This window comes from Nocardia flavorosea NBRC 108225, from assembly GCF_001613385.1.
Classification (GTDB): domain Bacteria; phylum Actinomycetota; class Actinomycetes; order Mycobacteriales; family Mycobacteriaceae; genus Nocardia; species Nocardia flavorosea.
This window is the reverse complement of the sequence record NZ_BDCG01000016.1, coordinates 30,630-50,179: the sequence shown is the minus strand read 5'-3', so window position 1 is coordinate 50,179 and position 19,550 is coordinate 30,630. Positions and strand designations below refer to the sequence as shown.

The window sequence follows — 19,550 nt, the reverse complement described above, 5'->3', positions numbered from 1 at the left end:
TCTGACAGAACTGCTCGACCCGATGCACCTGTTGACCGAAACCTGGCTGAAGAACGCGGTGCTACCTGCGATCCTGGTAATCGTCTTCATCGAAACGGGGCTGCTGTTCCCGCTGCTGCCCGGCGATTCGCTGCTGTTCACCGGCGGCCTGCTGGCGGCGCAGGAGAACCCCCCGGTGTCGATCTGGGTGCTGCTTCCCGCGGTCACGTTCATCGCTTTCGCCGGCGACCAGTGCGGTTACTGGATCGGCCGGGCCATCGGTCCGGCACTGTTCAACAAAGAGGACACACGCTTCTTCAAGAAGAGCTACGTGACCGAAACGCACGAATTCTTCGAAAAACACGGCCCCAAAACGATCATCCTCGCCCGATTCGTCCCGATCGTCCGGACCTTCATGCCGGTACTCGCCGGTGTGTCCAAGATGAGCTATCGGCGTTATGTCGCCTTCGATATCGTCGGCGCCGTGGCCTGGGGCGGCGGAGTGACCGTGCTCGGGTATTTCCTGGGTAATGTGGCCTTCATCCGCGACCACGTCGAAGGTATCTTCCTGCTCATCGTCTTCGTCTCGATCCTGCCGGGTATCAGCGCGGTGGCCAAGAAGCTGCGCAACCGCAAGCCCGAGGTTGCGCCGGTCGGCGACCACGGCCTGATCTCCACCGCCGAGCTGCCGGCCGTGGAACCGACGGACCGGGTCACCAGGACCGTGCCCCTGCCGGTTGTGCCGAACCATGCGACGGCCGGCACGAACGAGATCCCCGTCCGGTAAGTGGTGTCCGTCTCGGCCGAGCCCTACGCGATGGGCAGTTTCGATCCTTTGATTTCCGCCGGTCCGGCGCTGGTCTGGACAGTGGTACTGACCTTCGTCTTCCTGGAATGCGCATTCATCCTCGGGCTCTTCCTGCCCGGTGATTCGATGCTGCTGACCGCCGGGATAGTGATGGCCTCGCATTCGAGCGGGGAAACCCAGGTGTGGCTGCTGTCGGTGGGGGCGATGGTCGCCGCGATCGCGGGTAACCAGGTCGGCTATGCCGTCGGGCGCAAGACCGGGCATAAACTCGTGGCCCGGAAGAACGGGCGCTATATCAACACCGAAAATCTGACCAGAGTGGCGGAACTGCTGCAAAGGCACGGTTTCTTCGCAGTGCTCATCGCCCGATGGATCCCGTGGGTGCGCACACTGTGCCCGATGGTGGCGGGCGCCGCCGAAATGGACCATCGCCGCTACACGATCGCGAGTACCATCGGCGCGATCATCTGGGCGCCGGTCCTGCTGTTGATGGGTTACTACGCCGGTAACTTCATCCTGCAGATCTCATGGTTGATGCCCCTGGTGGTCGGTTCGCTCGTGGTGTTCCTGGTAATCGGCACCGTAATCGGTATCCGGCAGTACCGTCACGAGATGGCACAGCCCACCGAGGATTTCGAAGTGGATTCCGCCACCGCCGACACCACCCCCCTCCCCGCGCTCGGTGGCGGGGAACACGAACCGATGCCACGCTCGTACGGCACCGGCGCCCAGCGATGGGAGCTACAGCCCCGCCGCGGTGACCATATGAGCAGCCTCCATGAGCATCCAACCCGAGAGCTGTACCGATAGATCACGCTCGGGGACCCGTGAGGAGGTCACCGCGCCGTTCGAGTTGACGCCGCCGGCGCCCGCGGTACCGCCCGGCAACTGGGCCGAACGGGTCCAGTCGCGCCCGAACAGCGGTTCGCCCTCCACATCGAGCCGGTTGGCCCAGGCCGCGGCCGCGGACTGCTCGACGATCCGGGCCGCGATTCGCCGATCGGCGAGCTGTTCGTGCTCGGAGCCGGGCAACATGAGCGCTACCAGGGCGAGATAGCGGACGAGAATGCCGTTGAACAACCCCCCGTCGCCGCCGGCACCGCCCCGGATCACCCCGTCGGTGGTCAGGTTGGCCTCGACGGCATCGAGGAGCCGGTGCACGCGGTCGAGGTGGACCGGATCGCCGGTGTGTACCGCGAGCTCGGTTTCCAGCCCGAGCACGACGCCCTGGCAGTAGGTGTAGATCGTCTTCTCGAGTGTGCCGGACGGAAGATGGATACCGTCGAAGATCAGGCCGGTCTCCGGATCGCGCAGCGTGCTGTCGATCCATTCGGCCATATCGGCGGCCCGCTCGTAACGGCCGAGCCGGGACAGCGCGATACCCGCGGGACCGTTGGCCGGAGCATTGTAGAAATCGTCTCCGGCCCGCCACGGGATACCGCCGCCCACCGCCGGGTCCCAGGCACCGGACAATTTCTGTTCCAGCGGGCCCAGGCCACCGCGCGCTTCGTCGTTGTCCTGCACGCGGGCCGCCCGTTCCAGGGCGATGGCGAGCCAGGCCATATCGTCGTAGTAGCGATTGGTCCAGCCGGTGATATTGCGCATTCGATGCGAGCGGACCAGGGCACCGATCCGTTTACGCCGCTCGATCGTCGGCGCCCGGTTGGCCGCGTCGACCGCGCAATCGATGAGATGGGCCTGCCACCAGTAGTGCCAGGTCAGGAAGAAACGCTCCCGCCGGGTAGCGGGCCAGCCCACCACACCGAGGGCAGTGCCGGGTAGCAGCCACACCGATTCGATATGCCGCGACACGACAGCGGCCTCGGCCATATCGGCCCGATCGGACCAGCGTGACGCGGGGTTGCCCTGCGGCCTGCGCTGTTGCCCGGACGCGCGCCGGGGAACGTCGAGATCGTCGCTGGGCGAGGTCATGCACCCATATTGCCAGGAAAAACGAAATTCTCGCCGCTCAATTGTTACCGAGTCGAGGCGGAACCGTTCGATTCACCGGCGTTTGCGTCGGTTCCGGGGTGAATTGCCGCCGGACAGAGCATGGAGCAATATCCGCCACCTGTGTCAACCCGCGTTAACATATAGGAGGTCTTCCGCGCGTGCCTTCGCGGACAACGCGATCCGGCAGAAAAACCGAATCGGCACAGGCAATTTCGACCGGACCAGGACGAACAGCGGACCGACCACCCCACCGAACTACGATCATGCCGTGACGAACGCAGCGCCATCGGCCGGCCCCGGCCCCGACCATCGCCCGACCGAGGCCACCGCGGCGGTCGCACCGGCACCGGATCCGGGCGCAGTACGCGACGACGATACGGCAGCCGAACTCCGCGGAAACGAGCCCGGCCCCACCGAGTGGGGCGAGCACCCGCACGGAGCCGGACCGTGGGCCGCCGAACACACCGGCCCGCCGCCGGACGACGACCGGCTCGACCCGGTATTACTCGCGGAGGGCGATCGTCGCAATGTGGTCGACGCGTATCGCTACTGGACCAGAGAGGCGATCGTCGCCGATATCGACCGTCGCCGCCACCCCTTCCATATCGCCATCGAGAATTTCGGGCACGACGCGAATATCGGCACCGTGGTGCGCACCGCCAATGCCTTCGCGGCAGGCGCGGTACATATCGTCGGCCGCCGCCGCTGGAACCGCCGCGGCGCCATGGTCACCGACCGCTACCAGCACATCGTCCACCACCCCGATATCGAGACGCTGCTCGAATTCACCAACTCCGAGGATCTGAGCGTGGTGGCGGTGGACAATGTGCCGGGCTCGGTGCCGCTGGAAACCGTGCGCCTGCCACGGCGGTGCATGCTGCTGTTCGGTCAAGAGGGCCCCGGAGTGAGCGAAGGCGCCCGCGATGCCGCGGTACTCACCGTATCCATTGCCCAGTTCGGGTCCACCCGCAGTATCAACGCGGGTGTCGCGGCGGGTATAGCTATGCACACGTGGATCCGGCAGCACGCAGATTTGACCACGGCCTGGTGAGTAGATGGACTGTGGGTCGCGGTAGATGTGAACCTCGAAGGCTCGGACCTCGACCGGCAGCACACCGCGGTCGGCCTGGACATGGACCGACCGGCGTCACGCCGAGCCGACGATTGCGACGAGAGCAATGACGTAGATTATGGCCACGATGGCGCCGATGATCAACAAGGCCGAGCCGATTATCCCGAGGATGTAGCCGACCATCACATTGCTGCGGCCACCGACCGTGCCACCCGATGCGTCGATCTCGTTGAGCGCCTTCTTACCTATCACCCATGCGAACGGTGCACAGAACTGGCAGAACACGAGTCCGATGATCCCGAGGATCAGCACAGTGGTGGTCTGCGGATGGTCCGGCGGCGGACCATATCCGGGATATCCGTACCCGGGCGGTGGCGTGGGGTAACTCATGCGTGGATAGTAACCGCACCGGCCGACACCGGCCGACCGGAAAACCGCAGGCGGAGGCGCGGTATCGCGGGCGCACCCGGGCTCGGCATCGCGGGCCCGCATCGAGCTCGGTACCACGGGCCCGCCACTAGCTCAGTACCGCGAGTGCGCCTGAGGCTCCGTGCGTATGCGCCTACGGATGAGTACCGCGCGTGCGCCTGCGCCCAACTTCGAGCTGTGCGCCTCCGCGCCATCAGCACGGGTGCGTCTGCGGCACAGCTCCAGACGTGCACTTCCGGATCAGGTCCACGAACGCGCCTGCGGCTCCGGCCGTATGCGCCTACGGATCAGTGCCACGGGTGCGCCCCCGGCTCAGCCCCGAGCGTGCACCTCCGGATCGGCCAGCAAGAACTGGGCGCAACCGTAGGTCGCCAGAATGATCGCCTCGATCACCCGGCGCGATCGCTGCCCGCGGGCGAACAGCCGCCGCACCACGATGAGACCGTCGGAAACCGTGAACAGCAGGGCGCCCATACCGAGCCGGCTACGCGGATCGCTATCGGGAATATTGAGTCCGGCAATATTTTTCGCCCCCGGCGCCAGCGCCGGATCGGAGGCCAGTACCGCCGCGCTCCCCAAGGTGAGACCGTAGGCGCTCAACGGCCCGGCGAGCACGGGAGCCCTGGTACGCAACATCACCGCGGCGCCGGCCCAGGCCAGAACCCGCGGAACGACGGTATTCGCCCGTGGACGCGCACCCCGGCGCCACCACAGCGTCGCGTATCCGCTCTGCATCACCGCGAAGGACGAGGCACCGGCGATCAGCCGGCGATCGTCGTCGGGTTCGATGAGCAGCACGTCGCCGACGGTCGCGGCGCCGAGCGCACCGAGCAGCAGTGCGCGCTCCCGCGGAGCGATATCCGCTGTGCTGGTAGCGATATCGGCCGCCAGCAACGGCATCATCAGTGGTTTCGCTGCCCACTGCAACGATTGCCGGCCGGTCAGCGCGCCCGCCACAGTAACAGCGGTCGCGACCAGATAACCCGCGCGGAGGGGCCGCATCGCTACAGGCTCGCCTCGGCGGGCGCGGGCGGCAGGGTCACGACCTGCCCCGCATAGCTGAGCCCCGCGCCGAAACCGAGCAGCAGCGCGAGCTGACCGCCCTTGGCTTTACCGGTCGCCAGCATCTCTTCCATGGCCAGCGGAATCGAGGCCGCGGACGTATTTCCGGTGTTCTCGATATCGCCCGCCATCGGAATATCGTCGGCCAGGCCGAGATTCTTCTTCATCAGCTCGTTGATCCGGGCATTGGCCTGATGCGGGATGAAGACCTCGATATCTTCCTTCGACACCCCGGCCATATCCAAAGCGGTGGACAGCGCACGCGGCAGAGTAACGGCCGCCCAGCGGAAAACGCGGGGCCCCTCCATTCGCAGCGCCATCCGGCCGACCGGCTCCACTTCGGGATCGGTGCCCTGCAGGTCCTGCGCCCGCTGCATGTAGTCGATGAAGTCGACGTCCTGTTTGATCGCGTCGGCGTTTTCACCGTCGCTACCCCAGACCGTCGGCGAGACCCCGTTCTCCTCGCTCGGGCCGATCACCACCGCGCCCGCACCGTCCCCGAAGATGAATGCTGTACCCCGGTCGGTCGGGTCGATCCCGATGGTCATCGTCTCGGCACCGATCAGCAGCACATATTCGGCGGAACCGGCGCGGATCATATCCGCGGCCACACCGAGCCCGTAGCCGAACCCACCGCAGCCGGAAGTGAGGTCGAAGGCGGGAATACCGTTCATCCCCAGATCACTGGCGACGATCGGGGCGCCGTGCGGGGTCAGCATCGGCCAGCTGGAGGTGGCCAGGATGAGCGCACCGATCCGCGAGGGATCCACTCCGCTGTTGCGCAACGCCCGCCCGCCGGCGGCCACCGAAATCGACCGCAGCGATTCGTCGCCGCTGATCCAGCGCCGGTTCCGGATACCGCTGCGCTCGAAGATCCATTCGTCCGAGGAGTCCAGTACCTGGCACACCTCGTCGTTGCTGACCACGCGCTGGGGCCGGTAGGCACCGATTCCGAGCATCGCGACGTTGTCGTGCCCCTTTTTGCCCGCAATGCTCACCACGACGCTCACGACCCTTCACTCACAGTTCTGACGGATTCCCAGGCTAACGGAGCCGGACACGACGTCGAACAGCCCGTCGGTTCAGCCCAGTGCCAGATCCTTCAGACCGAGTATGGAGCGATAGGGCAGCCCTTCGTCGGCGATCACGCGATCCGCGCCGGTTTCGCGGTCGACCACGGTGGCCACCCCGACCACCGTCGCGCCCACCTCGCGCAACGCGCGCACTGCGGTCAGCGGCGAATTTCCGGTGGTCGTGGTGTCCTCCACGACCAGCACCCGTTTGCCGACCACGTCGGGGCCCTCGACCTGCCGTTGCATCCCGTGGGTTTTCGCGGCCTTGCGCACCACGAAGGCGTCGATGGGCCGGCCGGGCGCGTGCATCACCGCCAGCGCGACCGGATCGGCACCCATGGTGAGCCCGCCGACCGCGTCGAATTCCCAGTCCGCGACCAGTTCCCGCAGCAGTTTGCCGATCAGCGGGCCGGCCCGGTGGTGCAAGGTCGCCCGCCGCAGGTCGACGTAGTAGTCGGCCTCTTTTCCGGAAGACAATGTCACCTTGCCGTGCACGACGGCTAAATCGCGCACCAGCCCGGCCAAGACATCCCGGTCGGTCGTTGCCTGGTCGATCATCGGTGTCCTTCCGCCCGTGGAGGCGAGTCGCGGCGAGTAACGGTCGCGGCGCACGCTCGGCGCCCTGCGAGCAGGATACGGGGGCGCCGCGGCAACGGTTACCGCAGGTCGCGCGTCATCACGGAGCTACTGCGGCACCGGGCCCTGGTAGGGGCGGAAACCGGGGTGGAACGGCCCGCCGGGCAACCGGGGGGCATGGTCCTCGTCGTCGGCGACGGAATCACGGCGGCCGGGGGCGGGCCGATCCGGTTCCTCTCCTCCGCCGGATCGCGCACCGGCCGGTCCGGGACGGGGAGGGCGGTTCTCGGGCCGGGCGTCGGGCACCACGGCCAGGCTGGGCCGGCGCGGCGGTGCCTCGTCACCGGGGATGCTCCGGTCGTCCTGATCGGCGGCGTCTTCCGGAATGTCGCGGCGGTAGCGGACGTTGGGCCCCGGGTGACCGTAGTCGTCGTCGCTGTCGTCGGGGTACTCGTCGTAGTCGTCGTCCGGGCCGTCCGGAGCGTCGTCGTCGTACTCCGCCGAACGGATCCGGGCCCGGGGATGTGCGGGGCGGGAATCCTGCTCGTCGTTGCGGTTTTCGTTGACCGGCGGCAGCACATGCAGCAAACCGGACAACCGCAGGACGGCGTCGATACCGGTCTCCCAGTCCTTCGCGGAGGTACCGACCGGGAGCATGCCGAGGGTCCAGTTGCCCTCGCTCCACAGCATCTGCACGGTATCGGACAGCGATTCGATGAACGCCACCATCCGCTGATCCACCGCGTGCCGGGCGATCTCCGGGTTGGTGGCGAACACCACCCGATCACCGATGGCACCGAGTAGTTCCAGATCGGCGTCCTTGGGCGGATTCATCGTCTTCACCCGCATATCGACGTCGATATCCGAGCCGATCTGCCGGCGCACCGCGACCAGGGTCGCGGAATCCTCCAGATCCAGCAGCACGAATTTCTCGCCCTTGCGGATACCGGTCACCACATCGACCGCCGTCAGGTACCCGAGTTTGGCCAGCGCACCGCGCCGCCAGGTCGAAGCGAGCGCCGGTTCCACCGACACATAGGTGTATCCCTGGGCTTTCGCCCACACCTGCCGCGCGTGACCGGTCCGCTGTCGCTGGCGCCGGTCGAAATAGAGCAGCACGATCGCACCCGCGAGGGTGATTGCCGCCAGCCCGAACCACATTGCCGTCATCGTCGCCTAGCCTATCCACCCGCCCGGCGTAATGCCGGGCACCCACACTGCGCGCCGCGGTTTTCTCATCGGCCGCCCCCGTCGAGGGCGGTGCTGATGATCACCTCGGCCTGAATGGATCCGTCCGGACTCTGCTGCCCCTGCACGATCACCAGATCCCCGGCGGGCAGCGCCTCGACCGTGGCGCCGGCCAGCGATATCACCTGCGTGGCCTCGGTCGTATGCACTGTGACCTCGGTGCCGGTGAGAGTACTGAGGGTCAGTGTGCCACCGCTGTTGGAGCTGATCGTCCCCATGGTGGTGCCGCCGGCGTTCGGATCCCCCGAATCGGGCATTCCCGGATCGCCCGGCAGGGGCGGTAGCTCGGGGAACGATTCCTCGGGCAGCGGCGGAGCCTGCCGGCCGAGCGTCCGGCTGGTGGTCGTATCGTCACCAGCGGTGGATTGTGAATCGCCACCGCTGAACAGCAATCCGGCGCCCACACCGGCCAGGCCGATCAGCACGATCGCGGCCAGCCCGACGCCGAGCCAGATACCGGTTTTGTTCGACGGCGGCCGCGGCGGTTCCTGCCCGGGTGGATGCCCGCCGGACTGCCCATAGGGATCCTGGAGGCCGGGCCCACCGGCACTCCATTGCGGGTTGCTGCCGTACGCGTAACTGTCGTAGGTCGGCATCTCCCGGGTCGGGTTGGGGCCCTGACCCCAACCGCCGTAGGGATCGGTACCCGGGTAGGCCGTGGTCGGCTCCACGAAGCCCGGGCCGTCGGCCGTGGGCATTTTCTCGGTCGCCGATTCTCCCGGCTGACCCAGGCGCTGGGTCGGATCGTCGTCCGGCCGCCTTGCCCAGGGATCGTTCGGGTTGGTCATGGCATCCAGACTAAGCGGTATCTCCGCGTCGGTTCGGGCCCTGCGCATAAACATGCCGACACCTCGACCCGCACCACGAGCCGCCGTGCCTCTCGGCGCACCCGCGCTCAGGCCGGTGTGCCGCGAAGCCGCATTGCGCAGATCACCGCGCCCTGGTGCAGCACCGGACCGCCGGCCGGCGCGTAGAACCGTGCTGATCCGCTGTCACCCGACCGGCCGGAGGCAACATACGCCGAAGCCGTCCCGGACGAGGCTGCGCCCGCACAGGACGGCTTCGGCGTGGATCAGGCCGACTTCTCGACCGGTCCGGTGCTGTGCCGGTCTGAGCACCTACCGCGCCGGGGTGACGCCCGCGGACGCCGCCCCCGGTTCGTACGCCCGGCGCCCCACCATCAGACCGTCCCCGTCCGGACTCACCCCGGCCTCGGCGGCGTCACCGCCGGCGACCTCCCCGGCCGGCAGTTCCGGTACGGACAGTCCCCGGCCGCGACGCCGGTGCGGACACTGCCCGGCCGGCGGTGCCGCGCCCACGTGGCCGGCGAACCTGCCCTGGTTGCGCCGCATCACCGCGTCCGCAGGCGGCGCAACCTCGCTGCCCGCGTCGGAGAGGTCGGTACGGTGAATATGCGCGGCCGACGCCACCGGCCGTTGTGCACTCGAGCCGGGGCCGGTGTGTCCCGACCGGCAGGGTGGTGTGCCCCGGCGCGTTCTCTCAAGGTGTCGCCGCGCCGCCCGCACTCGCTGCGGTCGGTTCGCGCAGCCGGCGCCCCACCATCAGACCGTCCCCGTCCGGGCTCACACCGACCTCGACGGTGTCACCGTCGGCGACCTCCCCGGCCAGCAGTTCCTTGGCGAGGGTGTCACCGATCGCCTGCTGGATCAGCCGGCGCAGCGGCCGGGCGCCGTACACCGGGTCGTAGCCGCGAACGGCGAGCCAGAACCGCGCCGAATCGCTGACCTCCAGGGTGAGCCGCCGCTGGGCGAGCCGCCGCTGCAACTGTTCGAGCTGGATATCGACGACATGGGCGAGCTGGTCCTCGTCCAGTGAGCTGAACATCACCACATCGTCGAGACGGTTGAGGAATTCCGGTTTGAACGCCGAACGTACCGCGTTCATCACGAAATCCTTGTCACCGCCGGCGCCGAGGTTCGAGGTGAGGATGAGGATGGTGTTGCGGAAATCCACGGTCCGGCCCTGGCCGTCGGTGAGCCGGCCCTCGTCGAGCACCGCGAGCAGGATATCGAAAACGTCCGGGTGCGCCTTCTCGATCTCGTCGAACAGCACCACCGTGTAGGGCCGCCGCCGCACCGCCTCGGTCAGCTGACCGCCCTGGTCGTAGCCGACATATCCGGGCGGCGCGCCGACCAGCCGGGCCACCGCGTGCTTCTCGCTGTACTCGCTCATATCGATGCGGACCATGGCGCGTTCGTCGTCGAACAGGAAGTCGGCGAGCGCCTTGGCCAGTTCGGTTTTACCGACGCCGGTAGGTCCGACGAACATGAACGACCCGGTGGGCCGGTTCGGGTCCGCGACTCCCGCGCGGGCCCGCCGTACCGCATCGGAAACCGCCTGCACGGCCTCGGTCTGGCCGACCACACGCCGCCCGAGTTCGGCCTCCATCCGGAGCAGTTTCTCGGTTTCGCCTTCGAGCAGCCGGCCGACCGGGATACCCGTCCAGGCGGAGATCACCTCGGCGATATCGTCGGGCCCGACCTCCTCCTTGAGCATCACCTCACCGTCGGCCGCCGCACCGGAGGCCCGCTCCGCTTCGGCGAGATCCTTTTCCAGCGCGGGGATCCGGCCGTACCGCAGTTCGGCCGCCTTGCCCAGATCGCCGTCGCGTTCGGCACGGTCCGATTCCCCGCGCAGGCCCTCGAGCTGCTCCTTCAGTGTCCGCACCTGGTCGATCGCGGTTTTCTCGTTCTGCCAGCGGGTGGTGAGCTGGTTGAGCTTCTCGCGGCCGTCGGCGAGTTCGCCGCGCAGCTTCTCCAGCCGCTGCTTGGAGGCCTCGTCGGTTTCCTTGGCCAGTGCGACCTCTTCGATTTCGAGGCGGCGTACGGCGCGTTCGACTTCGTCGATCTCCACCGGGCGCGAGTCGATCTCCATTCGCAGCCGGGACGCGGATTCGTCGACGAGGTCGATCGCCTTGTCCGGCAGGAACCGGGAAGTGATGTAGCGGTCGGAGAGAGTGGCGGCCGCCACGAGCGCGGAATCGGTGATTCGCACGCCGTGGTGCACTTCGTAGCGTTCCTTGATCCCGCGCAGGATACCCACGGTGTCCTCGACCGAGGGTTCGCCGACGAGCACCTGCTGGAAGCGGCGTTCCAGGGCCGCGTCCTTCTCGATGTGCTTGCGGTACTCCTCGAGCGTGGTCGCGCCGACGAGGCGCAGTTCACCGCGCGCCAGCATCGGTTTGATCATATTTCCGGCGTCCATGGCGGATTCACCGGTCGCACCGGCGCCGACGATGGTGTGCAGTTCGTCGATGAAGGTGATGATCTGGCCCGCGCTGGACTTGATCTCCTCCAGTACGGCCTTGAGCCGTTCCTCGAATTCGCCGCGGTACTTCGCGCCCGCGACCATCGCGCCGAGGTCGAGCGAGATCACGGTTTTGCCGCGCAGCGATTCGGGCACGTCACCCGCGATGATGCGCTGGGCCAGCCCCTCCACGATGGCGGTCTTGCCGACGCCGGGCTCGCCGATGAGTACGGGGTTGTTCTTGGTACGCCGCGACAGCACCTGCACCACGCGGCGGATCTCGGTATCGCGGCCGATCACCGGATCGAGCTTGCCGGAGCGCGCGGCATCGGTGAGGTCGGTGGAGTACTTCTCCAGCGCCTGGTAGCTGCCCTCCGGATCCGGGCTGCTGACCCGGGCGTTCCCCCGGACGGTGGTGAAGGCCTCGCGCAGCGCGGCTGCGGTGGCGCCGTACTTCTCGAGCAGCATCGTGATATCGGTATCGCCGGTGGCGAGTCCGACCATCACATGCTCGGTGGAGACGTATTCGTCGCCGAGTTCGGTGGCCAGATGCTGTGCCGCGGTGATCGCGGCCAGCGCTTCCCGGCCGAGCTGCGGGGTGGTGGTGGCGCCGCTGGCGCGGGGCAGCCGGTCGACGATGTCCTGGGCCTCGCGGCGCACGGTGGCGGGATCGGTGCCGACCGCTTTCAGCAGTGGCCCGGCGATCCCGTCGGTCTGGTCCAGCAGTGCCACCAGCAGATGGGCCGGACGGATCTCCGGGTTACCGGCCGCCGACGCTGCCTGGAGGGCGGCGGTCAGGGCGGCCTGGGTCTTGGTGGTGGGGTTGAACGAGTCCACGAAGCACCTTCCTGCTAGTCGAAATCTTCTCCGGCAACCGCGCCCGACTCCGGGGACTCGTGCCGTTCTGCTCGGTTCAACGTCCGAAAGGTTGAGTCTGTTCCGCTCAAGTCTGATATTTTTCCGGCGCCGACCCCGGCCGCAGGTTGCCGGAAAGATGCCGGCTCCCGGCTCAGGCCGCCGCGGCAGTACCCGCGGACAAGATCGGCCAAACCAGCTACTCGTATTTCACATCCACCATCATCACAATTTTCGGGGATACTGTTCGGATGGAGGACCGCCGGTAACGGCAACGTTCTTATCGGGCAGATATATCAGGGAAAGGAAGCTCCACGCCGTGGATGCGCGTTCGGCAGCGCTGGTCCGCGCCAATTTCCAGTCGGTGCTCGACGCACCGCATGGACCCGAGCGGTTGATCAGCGCTTTTTACGGTCACCTTTTCGCCGAGAATCCGCGGCTGCGGGAGTTGTTCCCGCCGACCATGGATATGCAGGCGAAACGGCTGACCACCGCGATCCAGTACACGCTGGATCATCTGGAGGACTGGGACCGTGCACAGAAGTTCCTGGAACAACTGGCACGCGATCACCGCAAATACGGGGTCGAGGCCGCGCACTACGATCAGGCCGGTCCCGCGCTGTATGCCGCCTTCGGAACCTACAACGGCCCGAACTGGACCAGAGAACTCGCCGAAGGATGGCGCGATGTCTGCCTGCTCATCTCCGCCGCCATGGCGATAGGCGCCAATTCCGACGATTCCCCGCCCTATTGGGAGGCCACCGTTGTCGGGCACCGCCACGTCCTCGACGACCTGGCCATCGTGCGTTTGCAGTCCGATGACCCGATCCCGTATCTGGCCGGTCAGTACGTCCCCGTCTCGGTCCCGCAGCGGCCCCGGATGTGGCGCTATCTTTCCCCCGCCATCCCCTCGAACCCGTACGGCGAGATCGAGTTCCATGTGCGCAAGGTCCGGGGCGGCTGGGTGAGCCCCTCCGTCGTCAACGAGACCAAGGTCGGCGACCGCTGGCTCATCGGCGGGCCGCTCGGCGGGCTCCAGGTGGACCAGGACAGCGGCCGCGATGTGCTGATGATCGGCTCCGGTACCGGTATCGCACCGCTGCGCGCCCAGCTGATCGAAATGGGCCGCCGCGGAATCAATCCGCGGGTGCACTTCTTCATCGGCGGGGCCTACCCGTGCGAGCTGTACGACGTGGAGAACATGTGGCAGCTCTCGCAGAGCAACCCGTGGCTCACCATCGTCCCGGTCTGCGAGCACAAGACCAACCCGTGGTGGTACCCGCACCCCACCGAGGACGCCCCCTACGGGATGCATCGCCGTCTGGTCGGAAACCTCGGCGCCGTAGTGGCCAGTTTCGGTGCGTGGGAGGATCGGCAGATCCAGATCGCCGGTTCGGCGAAGATGATCGCGGATACCCGGCGCGCGCTCCTCGCGGTCGGCACTCCGGAGGAGATCATCAGCACCGATCCGGTCTGAGCCGCTCCCCGGCCGGCAGCCCTTGCCGCGCCTGCCGGCCGGCAGGAGAATGGTGCGGTACTCCGCCCCGGCCGCGAACCACGTACGCCCGACCAGATGCATCGCCCCCACCTGCGCCGACCGCACGAATCCGCTCCGAAGGACTGCCCGTGACCAATGGCCCCCGCGTCGACCCGCACCGCCCCGACCAGCCGACCCAGTGGTTCGCGGATGTGGTCGAACATCACCGGCTGCGCCACGATCTCGCGGTGATCCGGTTGATCGGCGAATACGTCCCGTTCACCGCGGGACAATCGGTGGAGGTGGAGGTTCCACAGTTCCCGGGGATGCGCCGCCGTTTCTCCCCGGCGCTACCACCCTCGCTGGACGGCAAACTCGAATTCCATATCCGCACCGTGGCGGGCGGCTGGTGCAGTAGCGGGATCGTCGCCGACACCCGGCCCGGTGATCGCTGGAGGCTGGCCGCACCCGCGGGCATGTTCAGTGTGGACCCCGACGGCGACGAGGTCGTGATGATCGCCGGCGGCACCGGACTGGCACCGCTGCGGTCCCAGCTTCTCGAGCTCGCCAGGCACGAATATCCCCCGACCACCTACCTCTTCTTCGGTGGTTTCTCCCCGCGCGACCTGTACGCCGCCGATATGCTGGTCCTCCTCGCGGCGGACCTGCCGTGGCTCACCGTCGTGCCGGTCGTCGAACGTCTCGAGGACCCGTCCTGGCCGGACGAATGGCACGACCGGCACCGGGTGGATATCGGCTTCGAGGAGGACGACCTGATCCAGGGCACCCTCGCCGAAGTGGTCGGCTCCTACGGCAGTTTCAACCGGCACCAGGTCCTGGTGTGCGGATCGCCGGCAATGACCCGGTCCACGGTGGAGAAGTTGCTCGACGCCGGAACCCCGCCGGAGCGCATCCAATTCGAAGGCGCCTGACACCGCAAAGCTCCCGCACAGCCGCGAGCAAGAAGTGATCGGCCCACTCTGCCCCTGACGTGCCCAGCGGCGAAGTCGAGCGGAGCACACCCGACAGCTCCACCACAGGTTCCGACGTAACCAGCGGCGGAGCCGAGTCTTACGAGGCGCGAAAAGTTTCGGCCCGTCCCTGCTGTCGGTGCTCGATGCGATGCGGCGCAGCCGCGAGCATCGAGTGCGGACAGCAGGGACGGAGAGGGGGTCGAACCCCGCAGGCCGCGGGCGCCGCCAAAATTACCGCCGCCGGTTGCGCGGCTGCCAGACGACCAATGCGGTATTGCGCTGCGGCGGGATCAGTTCCGGCCGGTAATCCGGCCGGGCCCGCTCCCGTTCCAGCGCCGCGGCCAGTTCGACCACCCGCTCCTGCAGTTCGGATACCTGGTTGGTGAGTTCGATGATCCGTTTGATCCCGGCCAGATTGACGCCCTCGTCCTGGGACAGCCGCTGCACTTCGCGCAGCAGCTCCACATCCCGTTCCGAATAGCGCCGACCACCACCCGAAGTGCGCTGCGGTGTCACCAAGCCCAGCCGGTCGTAGGTGCGCAGTGTTTGCGCATGCATACCGGCCAGCTGAGCGGCCACCGAGATCACGAAGTATTCCGTGCTCGATTGGCGGCCCTCCCGAGGCCCTCCGTGGTTACGCTGCGCTGCCGCCTCCGGGCCCATCGCTCCGGCCGCCGGGCGCGCCGAACCACTTTCGGACGCCCGTTTCGGATCGTTGGACATCACGCACCTGCCCATCCAGCTCTCGGATCGAAGCCGCTGGCCTTCTCCGCCTCCTGCAGCGCACGCATGGCGGCCACGGCGTCGTCGTCCAGCTTCGGCGGCACGGCGACCTTCACGGTGACCAGTAGATCACCGGCTCCGCCACCACGTTTGGGAACTCCGCGGCCACGCACCCGCAGGGTGCGCCCGTCCGCCGTCCCCGGCGGCACCTTCACGCCGACCCGGCCCTCGAGAGTGGGCACCGATACGGTCGTGCCGAGCACCAATTCACTGTAGCTGACCGGCAGTGCCAGGGTGAGGTCGTCGCCGACCCGGCCGAACACCTTGTCCTGGCTCACCCGCACCGTGACATACAGATCGCCCGAAGGTGCGCCGCGTAGTCCGGCCTCACCCTGTCCGGCCAGCCGGATCCGCTGCCCGTCGGCGATACCCGGCGGGATGCGCACATTGATGGTGCGGGTGCGGTTCTGGATGCCGTTGCCGTGGCAGTCCACGCACGGATCGTCGATGATCGACCCGGTGCCCCGGCATTCGTCGCACGGTTCGCTGAAACCGAACGCACCCTGGTTCCGGCTTACCACACCGCTGCCGTTGCAGATCGGGCACACCCGCGGGCTCGTGCCCGGTTTCGCGCCGCTGCCGTAGCAGGTGGTGCACGGCGACGGACTGGTCAGGTGCAGCGGGACTGTCACACCGCGTGCGGCTTCGCGGAACCCGAGGGTCGTCTCGGCCTCCACATCCGCGCCCCGGCGCGGCCGGCTGGTGCGGGTACCACTGCGGTTGAACAGCCCGCCGAACAGATCGCCCAAGCCGCCGTCGGCGCCGCCGGCCTGCTGCCCGAAGATATCGCCCAGATCGAACCCCTGGGTGAACCCGCCACCGCCGCCCGGGGTGAAACCACCACCCCGGCCGTACCCGCCGCCCGTGAACAGGCGGCGGGTTTCGTCGTATTCGGCGCGTTTGGCCGGATCCGACAGCACGGTATGGGCCTCGCTGACGGCCTTGAACCGCTCCTCGGCCTTGGCGTCTCCCGGATTGGCATCCGGGTGCAGATCACGGGCGAGTTTGCGGTACGCCTTCTTGATCTCTTCGGTGGAGGCGTCGGAGGAGACGCCCAGTTCCTTGTAGAAGTCCTTTTCGATCCACTCCCGCTGGCTCACCGGGCATCTCCTCCTTTCCCCATCGCTGCGCGACCCCGCGCCGCGGGATCACTAATTCGACGAACCGGCATCCGCATCCGATGCCTCCGCTGCTGCGGCTTCGGCCGCGGGAGCGGCATCGGCGGTGGTGTCGGCCGTGGTATCACCCACGCCGTCGGTCACTCCGACCATCGCGTGCCGCAGCACCCGTTCGCCGAAGCGGTAACCCTTACGCATGACCACGCCGAGCACCGGATCGTGCCCGGCGCCTTCGTGCTGTACGGCCTCATGCAGATTCGGGTCGAAGGCATCGCCCTCGGTCCCGAATTCCTCGAGCCCCTGTTTACGCAGTGCCTCGATCAGCTTGTCGGCCACCGAACGCAACGGTCCGGATTCCAGGTCGCCGTGCGCTTTGGCGCGGTCCAGGTCGTCGAGCACACCCAGCAGCTCGGTGACCACGGCGGCCTTCGCGGTATCCATCGCGGTTTTGCGATCGCGTTCGACCCGGCGGCGGTAGTTGGTGTACTCCGCCGTGAGCCGCTGCAGATCGGCGGTGCGCTCGGCGAGTTCGGCCGCCGGATCGGCTGCCGTCGCGGCCTCTGCCGCCGCCTCGGCACCGTCACCGTCCAGACCCGACTGCGGCGCCTGCGGGGCGACCCGCTCCTCGGCGTCCGCGACGGCCTCGTCCCCGGCCGGGGCAGCCGCATCGGCAGCCCCGGCCGGATCCCGGACCTCACCGGTTTCCGGATCGATCTTGCGCTTGTCGACGAAGCTGATCGGTTCCTCGGAATTCTTACCCGCGTTCGTCACTTCTTCTCCGTGTCGACCGGTTCGTCCACGACCTCGGCGTCGACCACTTGGTCGTCACCGGCGGTACCGCTTGCCGCACCGTCACCGGACGCCGCGCCCTCGGCTGCCGAGGCCTCGTAGATCGCCTGACCCAGCGCCTGCGATTCGGTGGCCAGCTTCTCCACCGCGGCCTTCACCGCGGCGGTGTCGGTGCCCTTCAGGGCTTCCTTGGCCTCGCCGATCGCGGCTTCGACCTTGGACTTCACGTCGGCCGGGACCTTGTCCTCGTTATCGGCGATGAACTTCTCGGTCTGGTGGACCAGCGATTCGGCCTGGTTGCGGGTCTCCGCTTCCTCGCGCCGCTCCTTGTCCTCGGCGGCGTGCGCCTCGGCGTCCTTGACCATCCGGTCGATCTCTTCCTTGGACAGGCCGGAGCCGTCCTGGATCTTGATCGTGTTCTCTTTACCGGTGCCCTTGTCCTTCGCGGTCACGTGCACGATGCCGTTGGCGTCGATATCGAAGGTGACCTCGATCTGCGGCACACCACGCGGGGCCGGCGGGATACCGGTGAGCTCGAAGGAGCCGAGCAGTTTGTTGTGCGCGGCGATTTCGCGCTCGCCCTGGAACACCTGGATCTGCACCGACGGCTGGTTGTCGTTGGCCGTGGTGAAGGTTTCCGAACGTTTGGTCGGGATGGTGGTGTTGCGTTCGATGAGGTTGGTCATCACACCGCCCTTGGTCTCGATACCCAGCGACAGCGGGGTCACATCGAGCAGCAGGACGTCCTTGACCTCACCCTTGAGCACACCGGCCTGCAGGGCGGCGCCGACGGCGACGACCTCGTCCGGGTTCACGCCCTTGTTGGGTTCCTTGCCACCGGTGAGCTCGCGGACCAGATCGGTTACGGCGGGCATCCGGGTGGAGCCACCGACGAGCACGACGTGGTCGATATCGGCGACCTTGATCCCGGCGTCCTTGACCACGGACTGGAATGGCGCCCGGGTGCGGTCCAGCAGATCCGAGGTGATCTTCTGGAATTCGGCGCGGGTGAGCTGCTCGTCGAGGAACAGCGGGTTCTTCTCCGCGTCGACGGTGATGTAGGGCAGGTTGATCGAGGTGCTCTGCGAGGAGCTCAGCTCGATCTTGGCCTTCTCGGCGGCCTCACGCAGCCGCTGCATGGCCATCTTGTCCTTGGTCAGGTCGATACCGGAGCTGGACTTGAACTTGTCGACCAGCCATTTCACGACCCGCTCGTCCCAGTCGTCACCACCGAGGTGGTTGTCACCGGAGGTCGCACGGACCTCGACGACGCCCTCGCCGATTTCCAGCAGCGACACGTCGAAGGTGCCGCCACCGAGGTCGAAGACCAGGATGGTCTGCTCTTTGTCGCCCTTGTCCAGGCCGTAGGCCAGGGCCGCGGCGGTGGGCTCGTTGACGATGCGCAGCACGTTGAGGCCGGCGATCTGGCCGGCTTCCTTGGTGGCCTGGCGCTGGGCGTCCTCGAAGTAGGCGGGGACGGTGATCACCGCATCGGTGATCTCTTCACCCAGGTAGGACTCGGCGTCGCGCTTCAACTTCATCAGCGTGCGCGCGCTGATCTCCTGCGAGGTGTACTTCTTGTCGTCGATCTCGACGGTCCAGTCGGTGCCGATATGGCGTTTGACCGAGCGGATCGTACGGTCGACGTTGGTGACTGCCTGGTTCTTGGCGGGCTGGCCCACCAGAACCTCTCCGTTCTTCGCGAACGCGACAACCGAGGGCGTAGTGCGCGAACCCTCGGAGTTGGCGACGACGACCGGCTCACCACCTTCGAGAACGGCGACGACCGAGTTCGTGGTCCCGAGGTCGATTCCGACCGCACGAGCCATTTGTTGTTCCTCCTCGTTTTCGACTGCTTGTGTCTGTACGGGCTGTCCGCCCCAATACGCCGAGACCCAGCAGGGCCTGCGACGCTCGGACCAGCCCCAGGCACGGCATAGAGCACGGTCCCAGCAATACTGAGCGTGGTCGGCTCAATCCTGCCCGTCTCAGCGCGGACCGTCAAGCCAGACTTGAGTCGGACACACTCAACATTGTCGATCAGCTCAACCTCGGACATCGGCGATCTATTCCCACCCTGCGCCTCG

The 19,550-nt window shown here is 67.3% G+C and carries 17 protein-coding genes and 1 pseudogene; 5 read left to right on the top strand and 13 right to left on the bottom strand.

Annotation, left to right across the window (positions count from 1 at the left end; all coding sequences use genetic code 11):
- Positions 1-22: 22 nt before the first annotated feature.
- Positions 23-766 carry a DedA family protein gene (locus tag NFL01S_RS20485; RefSeq protein WP_280507232.1) on the top strand — a complete coding sequence of 248 codons (744 nt, stop codon included), beginning with the start codon at positions 23-25 and terminating at the stop codon, positions 764-766.
- A 30-nt stretch (positions 767-796) separates the two neighbouring features.
- A pseudogene (locus NFL01S_RS20480) lies at positions 797-1,432 on the top strand (DedA family protein); the annotation flags it as partial.
- Between the two features lie 96 nt (positions 1,433-1,528).
- Here NFL01S_RS20480 and NFL01S_RS20475 read toward each other — a convergent pair.
- Complete coding sequence (locus NFL01S_RS20475; RefSeq protein WP_062978167.1) at positions 1,529-2,617, bottom strand: glycoside hydrolase family 76 protein; 1,089 nt, start codon at positions 2,615-2,617, stop codon at positions 1,529-1,531.
- A gap of 391 nt (positions 2,618-3,008) precedes the next feature.
- Between NFL01S_RS20475 and NFL01S_RS20470 the strand changes: the two genes are divergently transcribed.
- Complete coding sequence (locus tag NFL01S_RS20470; protein WP_084493004.1) at positions 3,009-3,791, top strand: TrmH family RNA methyltransferase; 783 nt, start codon at positions 3,009-3,011, stop codon at positions 3,789-3,791.
- A gap of 96 nt (positions 3,792-3,887) precedes the next feature.
- On the opposite strand, the gene NFL01S_RS20465 is transcribed toward NFL01S_RS20470, so the two are convergent.
- From NFL01S_RS20465 to clpB, 8 genes are all read right to left on the bottom strand, one after another.
- Positions 3,888-4,202, bottom strand: coding sequence for a hypothetical protein (locus NFL01S_RS20465; RefSeq protein WP_062978166.1), 315 nt, complete (start codon positions 4,200-4,202; stop codon positions 3,888-3,890).
- A 351-nt stretch (positions 4,203-4,553) separates the two neighbouring features.
- The gene (locus NFL01S_RS20460; protein ID WP_062977671.1) at positions 4,554-5,243 is read right to left on the bottom strand and encodes a lysoplasmalogenase; all 690 of its coding nucleotides are present in this window, start codon (positions 5,241-5,243) and stop codon (positions 4,554-4,556) included.
- Positions 5,244-5,245: 2 nt separating this feature from the next.
- On the bottom strand, positions 5,246-6,304 hold the full coding sequence (locus NFL01S_RS20455; protein WP_062978165.1) for a beta-ketoacyl-ACP synthase 3: 1,059 nt from the start codon (positions 6,302-6,304) through the stop codon (positions 5,246-5,248).
- Positions 6,305-6,385: 81 nt separating this feature from the next.
- Positions 6,386-6,934: an orotate phosphoribosyltransferase gene (pyrE, locus tag NFL01S_RS20450; protein WP_033246456.1), complete on the bottom strand. Its 549-nt coding sequence runs from the start codon at positions 6,932-6,934 to the stop codon at positions 6,386-6,388.
- A gap of 126 nt (positions 6,935-7,060) precedes the next feature.
- Positions 7,061-8,122, bottom strand: a complete 1,062-nt coding sequence (locus tag NFL01S_RS20445) for a TtfA family protein (RefSeq protein ID WP_245670809.1) — start codon at positions 8,120-8,122, stop codon at positions 7,061-7,063.
- Positions 8,123-8,187: 65 nt separating this feature from the next.
- Positions 8,188-8,988, bottom strand: a complete 801-nt coding sequence (locus NFL01S_RS20440; RefSeq protein ID WP_062977669.1) for a DUF5666 domain-containing protein — start codon at positions 8,986-8,988, stop codon at positions 8,188-8,190.
- A gap of 330 nt (positions 8,989-9,318) precedes the next feature.
- Entirely contained in the window at positions 9,319-9,630 is a 312-nt protein-coding gene (locus NFL01S_RS20435; protein ID WP_062977667.1) for a hypothetical protein, read from the bottom strand.
- Between the two features lie 70 nt (positions 9,631-9,700).
- Entirely contained in the window at positions 9,701-12,304 is a 2,604-nt protein-coding gene (gene clpB, locus NFL01S_RS20430) for an ATP-dependent chaperone ClpB (protein WP_062977665.1), read from the bottom strand.
- Between the two features lie 337 nt (positions 12,305-12,641).
- On the opposite strand from clpB, the gene NFL01S_RS20425 reads away from it, so the two are divergent.
- Positions 12,642-13,799 carry a globin domain-containing protein gene (locus tag NFL01S_RS20425; RefSeq protein ID WP_062977663.1) on the top strand — a complete coding sequence of 386 codons (1,158 nt, stop codon included), beginning with the start codon at positions 12,642-12,644 and terminating at the stop codon, positions 13,797-13,799.
- 149 nt (positions 13,800-13,948) lie between these two features.
- A complete protein-coding gene (locus tag NFL01S_RS20420; protein ID WP_062977661.1) occupies positions 13,949-14,731 on the top strand; it encodes an FAD-binding oxidoreductase in 783 nt (260 codons plus the stop codon).
- 273 nt (positions 14,732-15,004) lie between these two features.
- On the opposite strand, the gene NFL01S_RS20415 is transcribed toward NFL01S_RS20420, so the two are convergent.
- From NFL01S_RS20415 to dnaK, 4 genes are read right to left on the bottom strand one after another with little or no spacing between them, the layout of a single operon-like run.
- Complete coding sequence (locus NFL01S_RS20415; protein WP_062978164.1) at positions 15,005-15,436, bottom strand: heat shock protein transcriptional repressor HspR; 432 nt, start codon at positions 15,434-15,436, stop codon at positions 15,005-15,007.
- Between the two features lie 59 nt (positions 15,437-15,495).
- Positions 15,496-16,656 (bottom strand): molecular chaperone DnaJ, encoded by a 1,161-nt coding sequence (gene dnaJ / locus NFL01S_RS20410; protein ID WP_062977659.1) that lies wholly within the window; start codon positions 16,654-16,656, stop codon positions 15,496-15,498.
- A gap of 51 nt (positions 16,657-16,707) precedes the next feature.
- Positions 16,708-17,445: a nucleotide exchange factor GrpE gene (gene grpE, locus NFL01S_RS20405; RefSeq protein ID WP_062977657.1), complete on the bottom strand. Its 738-nt coding sequence runs from the start codon at positions 17,443-17,445 to the stop codon at positions 16,708-16,710.
- Complete coding sequence (dnaK, locus tag NFL01S_RS20400) at positions 17,442-19,292, bottom strand: molecular chaperone DnaK (RefSeq protein ID WP_062977655.1); 1,851 nt, start codon at positions 19,290-19,292, stop codon at positions 17,442-17,444. Before dnaK ends, grpE begins: the two co-directional genes overlap by 4 nt.
- Positions 19,293-19,550 lie beyond the last annotated feature (258 nt).